The sequence below is a fragment of the Lonsdalea iberica genome (assembly GCF_002111585.1).
GTDB classification, from domain to species: domain Bacteria; phylum Pseudomonadota; class Gammaproteobacteria; order Enterobacterales; family Enterobacteriaceae; genus Lonsdalea; species Lonsdalea iberica.
Window position 1 is genome coordinate 16,263 of record NZ_LUTP01000003.1, and the last position, 15,390, is coordinate 31,652.

Genomic DNA, 15,390 nt, shown 5'->3' on the forward strand with positions numbered 1-15,390 from the left:
ATCAACGGCGCGCACGTAACATGCCGCCGTTGGAGCCAAAAAATACGGAAATGCAGAAAATAAGGGTGGCGGTCAGAATCACCGCCGGCCCGGCCGGTAGGTCGGCGTAGTACGACCACAGCAGCCCAATCAGGCTGGCGATGCAGCCGAGCACGACCGATAGCGCCAGCATCATGCTGAGGCGCTGGGTCCAGAAGCGTGCGCAGGCGGCAGGGAGCATCATCATGCCGACGGCCATCAGCGTGCCGAGCAGCTGGAATCCCGCCACCAAATTGAGCACCACCAGCGATAAAAACAGACCGTGGATTGCGGCTCGGGCGCGCCCCGACAGCATGCGCATGAAGGTGACGTCAAACGACTCTATGAGCAAGGGGCGATAGATTATCGCCAGCGTCAGCACGGATGCGGAGCTGACGGCGCCGATGGTCAACAGCGCCGGAGCGTCGATCGCCAAAATTGAGCCGAACAGCACATGCAGCAGGTCGATGCTGGAGCCGCGCAGCGAGACGAGCGTGACACCCAGCGCCAGCGACCCAAGGTAAAAACCGGCGAAGCTGGCATCCTCCTTGAGTTCGGTGCGGCGGCTGACCAGCCCGGACATCATGGCGACCGCCAGCCCGGCGACGAAGCCGCCAATTCCCATCGCCACGAGCGACATGCCGGAGATTAGATAGCCGATGGCGACGCCTGGCAGGACGGCGTGGGACAACGCATCGCCGATCAGGCTCATCCGCCGCAGCAGCAGAAAACAGCCCAGCGGCGCGGCCCCGAGCGTCAGCGCGAAACAGCCGACCAGCGCCCGGCGCATGAATCCGAAGTCGGCGAACGGCTGAGCCAGCAGATGAATGAAGGTCACAGCACTCTCCTCAGCGGGGGCATGGGGACATGCTGAGGCGGCAGCAGTTCACGGCAGTCGCCCCAGCGGGGACCGTCGTCGTTGAGCATCACGACGCGGGGGAAGTGCTGCTCGACCTGCTCCAGATCGTGCAACACCGCCAGCAGGGTGCGGCCCTCTTCATGGAGCTGGCGGATGACCTGCCACAGCATGCGGACCGTCTCGGCATCGATGCCGGTGAACGGTTCGTCGAGCAAAATAATCGGGGAGCGCATCACCAGCAGCCGCGCGAACAGCACGCGCTGGAGCTGACCGCCGGATAGCCGACCGATGTGAACGTGTTCGACGTCGCTCATGCCCACGGTGCCCAGGGCCTCCCGTGCCTGTCGACGCAGCGCGGGCGTCAGGCGTCCGAACAGGCCGGAGTCCGGCACGCATCCCATCAGCACCAGATCGTCGACGCTAATGGGAAACTGACGGTCGAACTCGGACAACTGCGGTAAATAGCCTATCGGTCGGGTGACCTCCGGCGCGAGGCAGACGCAGCCGGACAGCGGCGGCATTAACCCGGCCAGCGTTTTTAACAGCGTCGATTTTCCGCTGCCGTTGGGGCCGATGATGGCGGTAAGTGAACCGGGCTCGAAGCGGCCGTCAAGCCTACCGAGCGGCGCCTGCCGGTAATACCCGTAAGTGAGGTGGTGCAACGTGATCATGCTAACGTGACCGCCCAGGAAATCAGTCCCCACAGCAGGGTGAGTACCAGCGCGGCGATGACGACGCGGGTCTGCGTGGAAAAGGAATATAGACTCTGCATGTGCTCCCCCTTGAAGTTAACTATGTTATAACATAACAAATGAGGGCCGCACTGTTACAGACGTAAAAAAGTTTTTCAATGAGTCTTTGCGCGGCGATACAGGGGGAATAAAAGGTTTTCAGGCCCGCGCTCATGAGAGCGGCGGGCCTGAACGCATCGACGGACGCCTTGCGCGGCGTCCCGAGGGGTTACAGCTGTTTGTTGAGCGGATCGGCGACCGGAATGCGGCGACGCGACGGCATCGGTGTCACCTTGATGGTGCGGCGGCGCGAGGGTTTGACTTCGCGTTCGTGATAGAGCTTCAGCACGATAACGATCAACGCCAGAAAGGCGGTAATGCCGTTGGCCGTCATGACGGGAATATCCTGTACGTTGAAGCCGTAGGCCGTCCACGACGTGACGCCGAAGAATAAGGCGGCGTACATTCCAAGTGAGATCCCGGTCGTGTCTTTATTGCGGATAATGTGCAGCACCTGCAGGAAAAAAGAGCCGGTGGTCACCCAGGCGGCAAGGCCGCCCAGCGCCATCGGCCAGCGATAAAGGGTGACTATCGCGACCGCGGCGGCCGCCATCGTTCCTGCAACAATCGTGATGTTCTTCTTCATATTATGCTCCTTCACTCACCGGCTGTAGCGCCTCGCGAACTTCTTCAACGGCGGAGCTCAGATGGTCAGCTAATGCTTCGTGATGGCGTAATGATCCAAACAGCGCCGGGTGTCGTGAGAACGCGGTCAGCGGATCTGCGGCGCTGAAAATCGCATCAAAGTCGACGCTGTCGATGGCGCGGTCTTCATAGCTGAAGGGCAGTTCGCCAGCATGATGCTGCTGCATAAAGAGGAAAAACAGCGCGGGCAGTCGCAGCGTCGCTCGCGGGACTTCATTCTGACGATACCGGTCCTTTAGCGTCGGTACGATAAAGCCATGCAGTTTGGCGATGCTGTCTGAAGAGACGCGAGCAACGGTATCGCGGACGCCGCGGTTGCCGAAGCGCGCCAGAACGCTTTCGCACTCTTCTTCCTGCACGTGAGTTATGCCGCGGCTGCGAAGGGCGGGCAGCACGTCCTTGATGACGTATTCGCGTACCCACTTCGTGACCTGCGGCGTCAGACTTTCATCGATGTAGCGTTTGTCCAGCAAAGCGCCGGCCCAGGCGATGCCGCTGTGGCTGGCGTTCAGCAGGCGGATTTTCGCCTCTTCGACCGTCGTGACGTCCTCGACGAATTCGACGCCGACTTCTTCCAGCGGCGGACGTTCGCTCACGAAATGATCTTCGATCACCCAGCGAGCGAAACGTTCGGCGGAAAGCGGAGCCGCATCGTCGGTGATGCCCTGCTTTTCCAGACGGGCATAGAGCGCTTCGTCAAATTTCGGTGTAATCCGGTCGACCATGCTGTTGGGGGCGGAGGTGTTGTCTTCCATCCACTTAACCAGATCCTGCCGTTCCTTGGCGACCAGAAATTCACGCAGCCCCTGCGAGAAGCTATCGCCATTTTGAAGCAGGTTGTCGCAGCACAGTAAAGTCACCGGTCCGCTTTGCTGTTGTTGACGGGCGGTCAAAATCAGCGTCAATGCGCCATATAAAGTATTTATTTCACCTTCATCGCGAAGATCGGCCTGCACTGCGGGGTGCGTCAGATCGAGGTGGCCATCGTCGTCCAGGAAGTAACCTCCCTCGGTAACGGTGAAAGAAATAATTTTTGTCTCGGGAGCGGCGCCTACAGCCACCGTGGAGGCCAATTGGCTATCCCAAAGAATGATTTGATCGACTGCGTCTATGGTCTCGTAGGTATGTTCGCCGTCAGGGGAAATGGTTTCCAGCGTGTAGAGACCTTTCTGAGATTTGAGCTGCTGAAGCGTTTTTTGTGTTGAGCTATTGCGGATGTTGGATAGCGCCATGTGCCATCGCTCGTTGCCCTGCTTTCGCAGCTGGTTAAGGTACCAGGCCTGATGCGATCGGAAGAACGCACTTGCACCCAGATGAAGCCAGTTAGAGGAATCTGTAGTTGATATAGCCAAACCCTTTCCTTACTCCATTGGAGATAATTTATCCGATATTAAGGTTAGCACTTTTTGCAACATAATAAAAATATGCTAATTATCAATGTATTGATGTTTTTTCGGATGGAAGGGGGCAAGCCGACGGTCGAAGGGAGACGATCATCCCAAGGGGAGTGTCGGCGTTTCCGCCCGACTCGTCGGCTGGGGGAATTACTGGATGTTTACGCTCCATTTAGAGACTCTAAAGGTCCCTGAACCTTTATACAATTCAGTGCCAAATTCGATGCTGCTAAGGTACTTGGTGTTGCTCATCCACTGCTTAGCGTTGACCAGATAATCCGTAAAGTTCTTGATATCGAGGTTCGCGGCAGTCTGATTGCTTTTGATTACAAAGGAGTAAATATTCCAGCCGCTGCCGTAGCCTTTGTACAGATCCCAGGGGATACCGCCTATCGTGACGGTATTAACATAAGAACCGGCTGGTATCGCATTGGTGCTGTTCATCCAGATCATCAGCTCATCGGTCGGGGTTGACCACCAGTTTGCATTATTGTCTGAGTGGAACCAGATATCGTAAGCGACGTTGTACATGCCCGTTGCGTTAGAGAAAGACCAGGCCGCGCTGGTATTGATGTTTTTGTTTTCGGAAAGGCGGACCGGCAGTCCGGTATTGGTCCCGTATCCTGTCGTCCAGTGCCAGCCATGCACGATGGAGGGGTAGCCTTTCACCGAGTTGGCGTCGCTGGGCCACGACCATGACCATCCCATATCCTTCGCGTTGTTGACATAAATGGCTTGCTGCCCGTTAGGCACTGCGCTTTTTCCCCAAGTATTGTTGTAGACATAATCGATGCCGCTCGGTAGATAAAGTTTGGCATTATCGCCAGAGGATGACGCCGCTAACGCGCCGCCGTTCGCCATGATCACCGCCATGGCAATAGAGGCAAAACCCACTGTCTTTTTCATAAACATGCTCCTTGTTTTATACCTAAAATAAATATGACCTGTTAACGCTGATTGTCGTCGTTAGCCGGTTTTTTCGTCGATTCCGTTTCGTTCACGAATAGGGGGCTGGCGTATTTAATGACTCGGTATTAAATAAAATAATAAAAACTCAATTATTCGAGTAAAGACGGTCGTGCTGTGATGAATAAAGTTATTCCTATATTATTCCTGAATAACTTGATGTATCGCTTATTTGTTAAGTTTCATGGCTTGGTTTGGGTGTAAAAAGACCAGTTGCTAAAATTGTTGTTTTCTTGTTCTATTGATAAACTTACTTGCCACATCATTGATATGATATAGATACGCTATATTGTCATTTTCCTGGTTTATGAATGACCTTAATATCTAACATTAGCAATCTGACTGACTTTCTTGACCTCGTTTCCTAAAATAAAAAACAAGTTTTACAAGGGGTTTATTGCAAGCTGACCACGAGTTAAATAATAAGATTGTTCTCATCGACATCATTTTGAGCATATTTTTCACCAATCGGTGTGCCTTTTTTGATCTTTCATTGTGTTGTTTAACTGCCATTTGATTATGGGCAAAAATAAACGGTTCTTCAATGAAAAAGACCAATTTATTGCTTCTGTTCTTAATAATCATAAGATTCTGAAAGAAGTAATGTCAGTAAATTCAGTAAGTTGATTGAGGCGATTGGGAGGATTTTAATTCTTGTCTTTTTATTTTAATGTTTAATGGAATCGTTATCTTGAACTATTGGTGGTTGTTTTTAGTTCTTTTTAAAATATACACATTGAGCTTTTCGGTATTCATCTATTATGAAGTTAATGATTGGTATATTAATCAAGTGTTCATCAGTGTCAAAAATAGTCATATCGGCGGGGTTTTACCGTTGAAATATTGTTTCCTCAAAGAAACGAATTGGTCTATCAGAGATAAAAAATGTCTGGTGATGACTTAGGCACCTTATAGACACATAACTACGTCAGCATCAGGCTGTTTTTTTTCACTGCTGAGCGGAGAGCAAGCTCATCCGGTGTTTTCAGGAAGGGCGTCAGTACAGCACTCAGAATATACAACCCTGCATAGATGCCTAATTCGCCGCCAGCGCCGAGCGAAAAGTAAAGCAGTGCGTCGATGGCCGGGCGTATTGTCGTTTTTCCACATAAGGAAGGAGTAGGCGAATAGGAGATAACCGATACCGCGTACGGCATAAAAGGGCAGCCCCCAGGCTTGCTCGACGTCATCGCCGGTCATGAATATGGTCAGGCCGATATAGCCCGTATTAGATTTTTAGGCAGTCCTGGTTTTCGTGATTTTTTATTTTCTCAAACGTTGACCCCGGAATTGGAAAAGAAAGATCGAGCGATTGTCTTATTTATCGATGATAACCTGGAGACGATGTCTATTTCTGATATTTCCCCCGACCTGAATGGCAGCGTTGCCGGTATTACCAATGTTTATAAATCACCGGGTTTACCATATTTCACGATCTTAAAAATGAGTGTTGCTAAGAAAGAGGTTAATTTAGAAGAGATTATCGAAATCCCCGTTATACATGATGCGGATCTTTATACTAATAAAGTCATTGAGATCACATCATTCAATTCTATTGTTTCCTTACAAGACAGTTTGGAAGCGATAGATCGTCGTGTCATAGAAACCGTTGCACCGCTGTCGATCACCTTCCCCGTAAGGGGCGAAAATCATTCTCGCGGGCTGTGGGGGTTTTGGCGTCGTCTATGAGGATTTCAATCACAATCCACTAAAATTGAGTGTATTTCCTTATGCGATCAGCGGCAGCCATAAATAGCTAATGAGCGCATCGCTAAAGTAGCCGGGAGATATTCTGCTGGCTGTTTCACATTCAGGTCAAATGACCGATAGTATTGATTGTGGTGGAGGTGGCCAACGCAAAAGGCGCGGAGTCTATTTGCCTGAATGAGTATTCTTATCGCCTATCAGGCGGCATCTAGGTGTTTTCGGTGATGCCGACCGGTAAATAATTTTCTAAACTCCACGCAATAAAAAACCCCGATATCTCGGGGTTTTTTTAGTGGATTTTTTAACGAATGAGTCGGGTTCAAATCAGAACGGGATATCGTCGTCGAAATCCATCGGCGGTTCATTGTTCGGCGCTGCCGGAGCGGTATTCTGCTGCGGGCGCGCTGCCTGTCCGCCGCCACTGAACTGGTTGTTCGCCTGCGGCTGCTGAGGCTGACCCCAGCCGCCCTGCTGCTGGTTGTTGCCGCCTGCAGGCGCGCCCGCCGGTGCGCCGCCGCCTGAACGGCCGCCGAGCATCTGCATGGTGCCGCCGATATTGACGACGACTTCCGTCGTGTAACGGTCGGTGCCGCTTTGATCCTGCCATTTACGCGTCTGCAGCTGGCCTTCGATATAAACCTGAGAACCCTTGCGCAGGTATTCTCCGGCGACTTCAGCCAGTTTGCCGAACAGCACAACGCGGTGCCACTCGGTTTTTTCTTTCTGCTCGCCGGTTTGCTTATCGCGCCAGCTTTCGGACGTGGCCAGGGTAATGTTGGCTACTGCGCCGCCATTCGGCATGTAACGAACTTCCGGGTCTTGTCCGAGATTCCCGAGAAGAATGACTTTATTAACGCCTCTGCTGGCCATGTGGGTGTCTCCTGATGGATCAATTTTTAAATAGTCTAAACGATGAATTCTAGCATGCTACACCGCCTTATAATACTCGCGATGCGCGCCGCATAATTTTTTCCTTTACGCGGTTAATTGACAACCACCACTGGTTATCCATTCAGTTTTATTTATGCCATAATCATTGGTTTCGTACTGGATTTCTCTCTGTGTGAGGGATGCAAAACAGCGTCAATGACGGGAAGTATGTGAATGGATAATATCGAAGTTCGTGGTGCCCGTACTCATAATCTCAAGAATATCAATCTGATAATCCCTCGCGATAAGCTGATTGTGGTCACGGGATTATCCGGATCCGGAAAGTCATCGCTGGCTTTTGACACCCTCTACGCCGAGGGGCAGCGACGTTACGTAGAATCTCTGTCAGCGTATGCCCGGCAGTTTTTGTCCCTGATGGAAAAACCGGACGTCGATCATATCGAAGGGTTGTCGCCGGCCATTTCCATTGAACAGAAGTCGACGTCGCATAACCCGCGTTCGACCGTCGGCACCATCACTGAAATTCATGACTACCTGCGCCTGCTGTATGCCCGCGTCGGTGAGCCGCGCTGTCCGGAACACAACGTTCCGCTGGATGCGCAGACCGTGAGTCAGATGGTGGATAACGTGCTGGCGCAGCCGGAAGACAAGCGGCTGATGCTGCTGGCGCCGATCGTAAAAGATCGCAAGGGCGAGCATACCAAAACGCTGGAGAATCTGGCGACGCAGGGTTACATCCGCGCCCGAATCGACGGCGAGGTGTGCGATCTGTCCGATCCGCCGAAGCTGGAGCTGCATAAGAAGCACACCATCGAGGTCGTCGTTGACCGCTTCAAGGTCCGCAGCGATCTGGCCCAGCGGTTGGCGGAGTCGTTCGAAACCGCGCTGGAGCTGTCCGGCGGCAGCGCCGTTGTTGCCGACATGGATGACAGCAGTGTGGCCGAACTGCTGTTCTCCGCCAACTTTGCCTGTCCAATCTGCGGCTACAGCATGCATGAGATGGAACCGCGCATGTTCTCCTTCAATAACCCCGCCGGCGCGTGCCCGACTTGCGATGGGTTAGGCGTGCAACAATTTTTCGATCCGTCCCGCGTCATCCAAAACCAGGAACTCTCTCTGGCGGGCGGGGCGATTCGCGGATGGGATCGCCGCAATTTTTACTACTTCCAGATGTTGCGATCGCTGGCGGAACACTACGAGTTTGATGTCGACGCACCGTTCAACAGCCTGAGCGCGGACGTTCAAAAGGTCGTGCTGTACGGTTCCGGCAAACAGAACATCGAATTCAAATACATTAACGACCGCGGCGATACTTCGGTGCGACGACACCCGTTCGAAGGGGTGCTGCACAATATGGAGCGTCGCTATAAAGAAACGGAATCAACGGCGGTGCGCGAAGAGCTGGCGAAGTTTATCAGCAACCGCTCCTGCGCCAGCTGCCACGGTACCCGCCTGCGCGAAGAGGCTCGCCATGTCTACGTGGCCGAGACCACGCTGCCGCACATTTCCGACATGAGCATCGGTCAGGCGCTGAGTTTTTTCCAGAATATTGAGCTGAGCGGTCAGCGGGCGAAGATTGCCGAAAAAGTGTTGAAAGAAATCGGCGATCGGCTGCGCTTCCTGGTGAACGTGGGTCTGAATTATCTGTCGCTTTCCCGCTCGGCGGAAACGCTGTCCGGCGGCGAGGCGCAGCGTATCCGGCTGGCGAGCCAGATCGGCGCGGGGCTGGTCGGCGTAATGTACGTGCTGGACGAGCCGTCCATCGGTCTGCATCAACGGGACAACGAACGTCTGTTGGAAACGTTGATCCACCTGCGCGACCTCGGCAATACGGTGATCGTGGTTGAGCATGATGAGGATGCGATCCGCGCCGCCGATCACGTGATTGATATCGGTCCGGCGCCGGGGTGCATGGCGGCGAGGTGATCGCCGAGGGCACCGTCGACCAGATTATGGCCGTTCCCGAATCCCTGACCGGGCAGTTCCTCAGCGGTCAGCGAAAAATTGAGGTGCCGGCTGAACGCGTACCGGCCGACCCCACCAAGGTACTGAAATTGATCGGCGCCAAAGGCAACAACCTCAAAGATGTGACGCTGACGCTGCCGGTAGGATTGTTTACCTGCATCACCGGGGTGTCCGGTTCGGGCAAGTCTACGCTGATCAACGATACGCTGTTCCCGCTGGCTCAGCGGCAGTTGAATGGCGCCACCATCGCTGAATCCGCGCCGTATCGCGATATCCAGGGGCTGGATCACTTCGACAAAGTGATCGATATCGATCAAAGCCCCATCGGCCGTACGCCTCGCTCTAACCCGGCGACCTATACGGGCGTGTTTACGCCAATCCGCGAGCTGTTCGCCGGCGTGCCGGAATCACGCACCCGCGGTTACAACCCCGGTCGTTTCAGCTTCAACGTGCGCGGCGGACGCTGTGAGGCATGTCAGGGCGACGGCGTCATCAAGGTTGAGATGCACTTCCTGCCGGATATCTACGTACCGTGCGACCAGTGCAAGGGCCATCGCTACAATCGTGAAACGCTGGAAATCAAATACAAAGGCAAAAGCATTCACGAAGTACTGGATATGACGATTGAGGATGCTCGCGAGTTCTTCGACGCCATTCCGGCGCTGGCGCGTAAGCTGCAAACGTTGATCGACGTCGGTTTGTCCTATATCCGTTTGGGGCAGTCGGCCACGACGCTGTCGGGCGGCGAGGCGCAGCGCGTCAAGCTGGCGCGCGAACTGTCCAAGCGCGGCACCGGCCAGACGCTCTACATTCTGGATGAACCGACCACCGGGCTGCATTTCGCTGATATCCAGCAGTTGCTGACCGTGCTGCATCAGCTGCGCAATCAGGGCAATACCATTGTCGTCATCGAACATAATCTGGATGTGATTAAAACGGCCGACTGGATTGTGGATTTGGGGCCGGAGGGCGGCAGCGGTGGCGGCGAAATTCTGGTCAGCGGTACGCCGGAAACCGTTGCGGAGTGCGAGGCTTCGCACACTGCACGCTTCCTCAAACCGCTACTGGCGCGAGATACAACGCGCGTCGTCTGACCCGTGGGTCCGCGTGGACAATAGCCCGCGCGGACAAACCTGTCCGTAACCTAAAAGGGGGTGAACATGTGGATGCAACGAGAAGTCATTCTGCAGCCGAGAAGCCGCGGCTTTCATCTGATCACGCGCGATGTGCTGGCGTCGATCCCGGAAATCAGGCAGTTGCGGGTTGGACTGTTGCAGGTATTCATCAAGCACACCTCCGCGTCATTAACGCTGAATGAAAATGCCGACCCCACGGTACGTCAGGACTTCGAAAGCGCATTCAACCGGCTGGTGCCGGAAGATGGACCGGACTACCGTCACTGTGATGAAGGCAGCGACGATATGCCCGCGCATCTCAAGTCCAGCCTGCTGGGCAGTAGTGTGATGCTACCGGTCAGCGACGGCGGCCTCAACATGGGGCTGTGGCAGGGGATTTATCTGTGTGAGCACCGCAATTACGGTGGGAGTCGAACGCTGCTACTGACGCTGCAGGGCGAATAGCAAGACGTCTTCAGAGCGGGGCGATGCTTCCGCCGGCGATATACTCCACCACCACGCGGTTTCTGCCGCTATTTTTCGCCTTGTACAAAGCGTTGTCGGCGGTTTTGACTGCCATATCCAGCGGGCACTGTTTCGGCGTAAACGACGTCACGCCTAATGACACTGTGACGTGGCGGCACATGGGAAAGATCATGCGCTCCACGCTTTTACGCAGGCGTTCGGCGATGATAGAGGCGATGTGAATATCCGTCCCTGGCAGCAGCATCAAGAACTCCTCTCCGCCGGTGCGGCACATAATATCCATTTTGCGGGCGTTACTGCGAATCTGCTGGCCGAGCTGGCGGATGACCTCGTCGCCGATATCGTGGCCGTAGGTGTCGTTGACCTGCTTGAAGTTATCGATATCAATCACCACGACCGATACCGATTTCTTTTCCAGCATGACCATTTCCAGGCCTTCCTGCAGTCCCCGCCGGTTGAGCAGTCCCGTCAGTGGATCGGTGTGCGCCTCTGAGCTGAGACGACCAATACGCTTGTGCAGCATCATGGTGCCAAGCAAAATCGCATCCTTCAACTGAGCCGCTTCCACATACCAGGAGGGCACCGCTCGGATCTGGCTGATAGCTCCCTGTTCGCTCATTCTGCTCGCCGATCTGGCCAGCTGGCGTAGCGGCCGGGCGATGAATACGGCGAAGATCGTCAAGACCAGCAGCGTCAGCAAGGCGACCGGCGTAGCTGCTTTCAACACGTTGTACATGACGTTATTTAACGCTTTGTCCGTGACGGCGGAGGATTGCAGGGTGATCACGGTCCAACCCGTTTTATGCACCTTGGCGAAGCCTGCCAGCACCATATTGCCTTGTTCGTCGGGCATCATGAACGAGCCGTTGTCCTGTCTGGCAGTCGCTTTCTTCAACTGTTGATCGTTAATGTGCTCGCCGAACGGTTCTTTATTGTTGTAGTGATAGATGATATTGCCTTCATTATCAATGATATAAACCATCGATCGGTCGTTGTTGAGCGGCGTAAATTCATCCATGATGCGTAACTTGGTCAGATGAATGGAACCGCGAATGTCCCCCAGGCGTAACTCCTGTTCATTGACGATGGGCGCTGACAATGCGATCGCATAATCGTTTTCATTGGTTTTATAAGGAAGGCTGGCGGCGACGTTGTCGAGTTGCTGAGGGGAATCACCGGTATCAGCGACCAGTTTATTGACCTCTAGCATATTACTTTCCGGGGAGAACGCGACCAGGTTGTTATTATTATCGACGATAATGACTGAATTGAAATTTTGACTTAATTGATAAATACGATCGGTCTCTTCCTGAATCTGATTGGTATCAGGAAAGTATTTAGAGATAAAGTGTGCGCTATAGGCCATCTGTTTTTTTGAAACAGATAATATGTTCTCGACGCTTGCTGCCAGACGTGAGGAATAATCTATATTGATTTTAGCTAACTGATTAGCGAACAACTCTTTATAGACGTTATAGATAGAGAGGTAACCATTTGTCAGAGTGACCAACATGCTTGCTATTGAGATAGATAGAATAAGCCCCCGCAAATTGATCTGCAATATCTTCTTTATTTTCATCCAGTTCCAACCGGTTTTTTTAAACTTTATCGTGGTGGAGGTAGTAACAATGCCACTGTGTTAGCGTGCGAACTATTTTTATAAGATTTAAAGTACGTAGTGTTATTTTTAATTAAAACTTATTACGCAAAAATAGCAAAAAAATATCAAAAAAGTTAGTGGTAATAATAATTTTTATTATTTGTGTGTGAGGGGTGTCTTTAATTCTTATAGGAGCGAAAAAAGTATCTGTTTTTTATTATAAGGAAGGGCGTTAAATAAATTTTATTATCTAAAAGGTAACCGGTTTCTCTTTTTTTTCTCAAACCAGAATCGTGGCGTAGCAACAGGACGATTAGAAGCGAGTCGCTTTGTACGCTGATTTTTGGGTGTTTTTGTGTAATGTCCATTTGTCTAAATTGTCGTCTTTTCAGGGCTTGTAATTACAGTGATGTGTAAAGATATGATTAATATGTAAAGTTGTGGCATTTGTGGCCGATGAAGAGCACGCACGACCGTGTTGTTGGTAGGGATGCTTCAGAGGTCATTCGGATAATAAAGGCGACGATAATCGTTGTCATTTATCCCCAATTTCCTTTGATGTTTTCTACTCTATTTTAAATTCAGCACGGTTAATTCGGCTCTCTCTCGTTTTGTCGGTAGCGCGATATCGGGGGAATAATCCCATTGCTGGATGACGGCCATGAAAATCTGGCATGAAGTGGCTGTCGGCGCTGCGTTGTCGCGGCGCGCTGTTTTCCATCGCGTCACTGCTGGATAAATGTCTGGTCATCAGCCGATGGGCTTGGAGCCTATCCTATTAGATCGCATTAATGGCCGTTTGGGATTGTGGAAGCATTCGACATCCCAGGTATATCGACGCTATGCCGGATGAGTATTTTCGCTCCCGCATATTGACCGGATGTCGTCAGTATAAAGCGTCTGACGTTTTGTCTGCGCTGCTCGTGTCAGGAATCGCCGCGCCAACAACGTCTGCTGGGATAGGCTCTTTGTTTTTTCCCCGTTTTGTCATCTCGCCTGCATATCCGTCATTCGTGTGAAGTGCTGATTTTGCGCTTTGAAAATAGACATCTCCCAATGTCTTCAATGCTGTCACTGCGCAATGTGATTTATGTTGGTGATTATTTGTTTAGATAATATTCACTTTTGTTTTTACTGTTATGGCTTTTCATTTTTGAATAAAAAAGGGAACAAGATTATGCGTTTATCTGATTGGAAAATAGGCTATCGGCTAGCGGCCGGGTTTGCCGTTTTAGTACTGATGATCTGTATCGTTAGCTTCGTCTCTATTTCCAGACTGTCGGATTTTCACGAGGATGCGCGGGGCATCGTGACGGATGTTTATCCGCAGACGGTACAGTCGAATAACTTGATTGATAACGTCAACGCCGTCGTCCTTGCCTATCAGAAACTGTTGCTGGTCCAGGATGCAGAAAAAACTCGCGTCATCATGAATGAAATTGCGGAGCAGGCGAAGAAAATCACCGCGTTGATGCAGGAAATCGACAAAACCGCCGAACAACTGAACGATGAGACTTCATCGCGCATTATGGATAATATCCATTCGATCCGCGGCGAATTCTTGATCTCGGGACGAAATATTATCGACCGCGTCAAAGCGGGGGATATTGATGGCGCGACCATCGAATTCAATACGCATTTAGACGTCATTCAAGGCAAATACCGCGCTGCCGTGGCCTCGCTCATCGACCATCAGGACGATGCCATGGGCGACACGATGCACAAAATGGAAAGCACCTACAACTTCACGCGTTGGCTGCTGCTGGGTATTTTGGCCGCCTGTGTGGTGTTAGTCGTGGTAATTGCTCGCGTACTGACGGGCAGCATTACTTCGCCGATCCGTCAGGCGCTGGGTCTGGCAGAAAGCGTGGCCCAAGGCGACCTCACCGCGGAAGTTCCGTCTTCGGGTAAAGATGAAATGGGTCAACTGCTGCGTTCGTTGGAGCACATGAACGTTAGCCTGAGCCAGATCGTCGGCCAGGTACGCGACGGCGCGGAAAGCATTTCCTCTGCTTCGTCGCAGATCGCGGCCGGCAACCAGGATCTATCCGCACGTACGGAAGAGCAGGCCAGTTCTCTGGAACAGACGGCTTCTTCTATGGAAGAACTAACCTCGACCATCACTAACACCGCCGAAAATACGCGCCATGCGACCAGCATTGCCGACCAGGCGTCGCTGGCGGCAAAGCAGAGCAGTGATGTCATGTTGTCCGTCACGCACAAAATGCGCGGGATTCGCGACTCATCCCAACGTATGGCGGAAATCATCGGCGTGATTGACGGCATCGCCTTCCAGACCAACATTCTGGCGCTGAACGCCGCGGTGGAAGCAGCTCGAGCCGGTGAGCAAGGCAGAGGCTTCGCCGTGGTGGCGGGTGAAGTTCGCTCTCTGGCGCAGCGCAGCGCGACGGCGGCGAAAGAGATCAAAGAGCTGATTGACGATTCTGTCAGCAAGATCCAGGAAGGTATGCAGCTCGTTGATTCTGCGGAAGACAATATCTCCAACCTGACCACGCATGTGCAGGACGTGAACGACATCATCATCGAAATCTCTCAGGCCAGCGGCGAACAGAGTGACGGTATCAATCAGATTAACATTGCAGTCGGCCAGATTGACTCAACGACGCAGCAGAACGCCGCGCTGGTTGAAGAGTCTGCGTCTGCGGCGCTGTGCCTTGGCAGTCTCAGGCAACCATGCTGACCGAGGCAGTGAGCACCTTCAAATTGAGCCACAGCTTCGTTGCAACGAGCGGTCGTCAGCAGCCGCAGTCGTCAGAGGCGAGCGCATTGCCTGTAGCGAAAGCCGCTAAGCAGGACAATCCGCAGCCAGCCACGGCTTCCGCCAGCTCTGAGGACTGGACTTCGTTCTAAGACGCAACGGCTGGCACAAGCCTCTAACGAGGTGAATTCTCGCCATCCGCTCCTGATATCCGCCGCGGCGGATATCAGCGTG

General features: G+C 52.7%; 10 protein-coding genes and 2 pseudogenes. 4 read left to right on the plus strand and 8 right to left on the minus strand.

From position 1 onward, the window contains the following. Position 1: 1 nt before the first annotated feature. From AU511_RS01500 to AU511_RS01530, 6 genes are all read right to left on the minus strand, one after another. Positions 2 to 856 carry a metal ABC transporter permease gene (locus tag AU511_RS01500; RefSeq protein WP_100059631.1) on the minus strand — a complete coding sequence of 285 codons (855 nt, stop codon included), beginning with the start codon at positions 854 to 856 and terminating at the stop codon, positions 2 to 4. Continuing rightward, positions 853 to 1,548, minus strand: coding sequence for a metal ABC transporter ATP-binding protein (locus AU511_RS01505; RefSeq protein WP_100059632.1), 696 nt, complete (start codon positions 1,546 to 1,548; stop codon positions 853 to 855). The genes AU511_RS01500 and AU511_RS01505 overlap by 4 nt, the downstream gene beginning before the upstream one ends. Before the next feature lie 289 nt (positions 1,549 to 1,837). Next, the gene (locus tag AU511_RS01510; RefSeq protein WP_094100819.1) at positions 1,838 to 2,254 is read right to left on the minus strand and encodes a SemiSWEET family sugar transporter; all 417 of its coding nucleotides are present in this window, start codon (positions 2,252 to 2,254) and stop codon (positions 1,838 to 1,840) included. A gap of 1 nt (position 2,255) precedes the next feature. Beyond that, on the minus strand, positions 2,256 to 3,665 hold the full coding sequence (gene dalD, locus AU511_RS01515) for a D-arabinitol 4-dehydrogenase (RefSeq protein WP_094108548.1): 1,410 nt from the start codon (positions 3,663 to 3,665) through the stop codon (positions 2,256 to 2,258). A 192-nt stretch (positions 3,666 to 3,857) separates the two neighbouring features. Beyond that, complete coding sequence (locus AU511_RS01520) at positions 3,858 to 4,613, minus strand: GH12 family glycosyl hydrolase domain-containing protein (protein WP_240503738.1); 756 nt, start codon at positions 4,611 to 4,613, stop codon at positions 3,858 to 3,860. A gap of 983 nt (positions 4,614 to 5,596) precedes the next feature. Next, positions 5,597 to 5,830 carry a hypothetical protein gene (locus tag AU511_RS01530; RefSeq protein WP_094108551.1) on the minus strand — a complete coding sequence of 78 codons (234 nt, stop codon included), beginning with the start codon at positions 5,828 to 5,830 and terminating at the stop codon, positions 5,597 to 5,599. 19 nt (positions 5,831 to 5,849) lie between these two features. Here AU511_RS01530 and AU511_RS01535 point away from each other — a divergent pair, with 19 nt between their 5' ends. After that, on the plus strand, positions 5,850 to 6,362 hold the full coding sequence (locus tag AU511_RS01535) for a hypothetical protein (RefSeq protein WP_094108552.1): 513 nt from the start codon (positions 5,850 to 5,852) through the stop codon (positions 6,360 to 6,362). A gap of 342 nt (positions 6,363 to 6,704) precedes the next feature. On the opposite strand, the gene ssb1 is transcribed toward AU511_RS01535, so the two are convergent. Continuing rightward, entirely contained in the window at positions 6,705 to 7,250 is a 546-nt protein-coding gene (ssb1, locus tag AU511_RS01540; RefSeq protein ID WP_094100823.1) for a single-stranded DNA-binding protein SSB1, read from the minus strand. Between the two features lie 234 nt (positions 7,251 to 7,484). Between ssb1 and uvrA the strand changes: the two are divergent. Further along, a pseudogene (uvrA, locus tag AU511_RS01545) lies at positions 7,485 to 10,330 on the plus strand (excinuclease ABC subunit UvrA). 66 nt (positions 10,331 to 10,396) lie between these two features. Beyond that, positions 10,397 to 10,816, plus strand: coding sequence for a secondary thiamine-phosphate synthase enzyme YjbQ (locus AU511_RS01550; RefSeq protein ID WP_094100825.1), 420 nt, complete (start codon positions 10,397 to 10,399; stop codon positions 10,814 to 10,816). 10 nt (positions 10,817 to 10,826) lie between these two features. Here AU511_RS01550 and AU511_RS01555 read toward each other — a convergent pair whose 3' ends face one another. Beyond that, positions 10,827 to 12,203: a sensor domain-containing diguanylate cyclase gene (locus AU511_RS01555; protein ID WP_240503739.1), complete on the minus strand. Its 1,377-nt coding sequence runs from the start codon at positions 12,201 to 12,203 to the stop codon at positions 10,827 to 10,829. 1,411 nt (positions 12,204 to 13,614) lie between these two features. On the opposite strand from AU511_RS01555, the pseudogene AU511_RS01560 reads away from it, so the two are divergent. Further along, positions 13,615 to 15,308: pseudogene (locus AU511_RS01560) on the plus strand (methyl-accepting chemotaxis protein). Positions 15,309 to 15,390 lie beyond the last annotated feature (82 nt).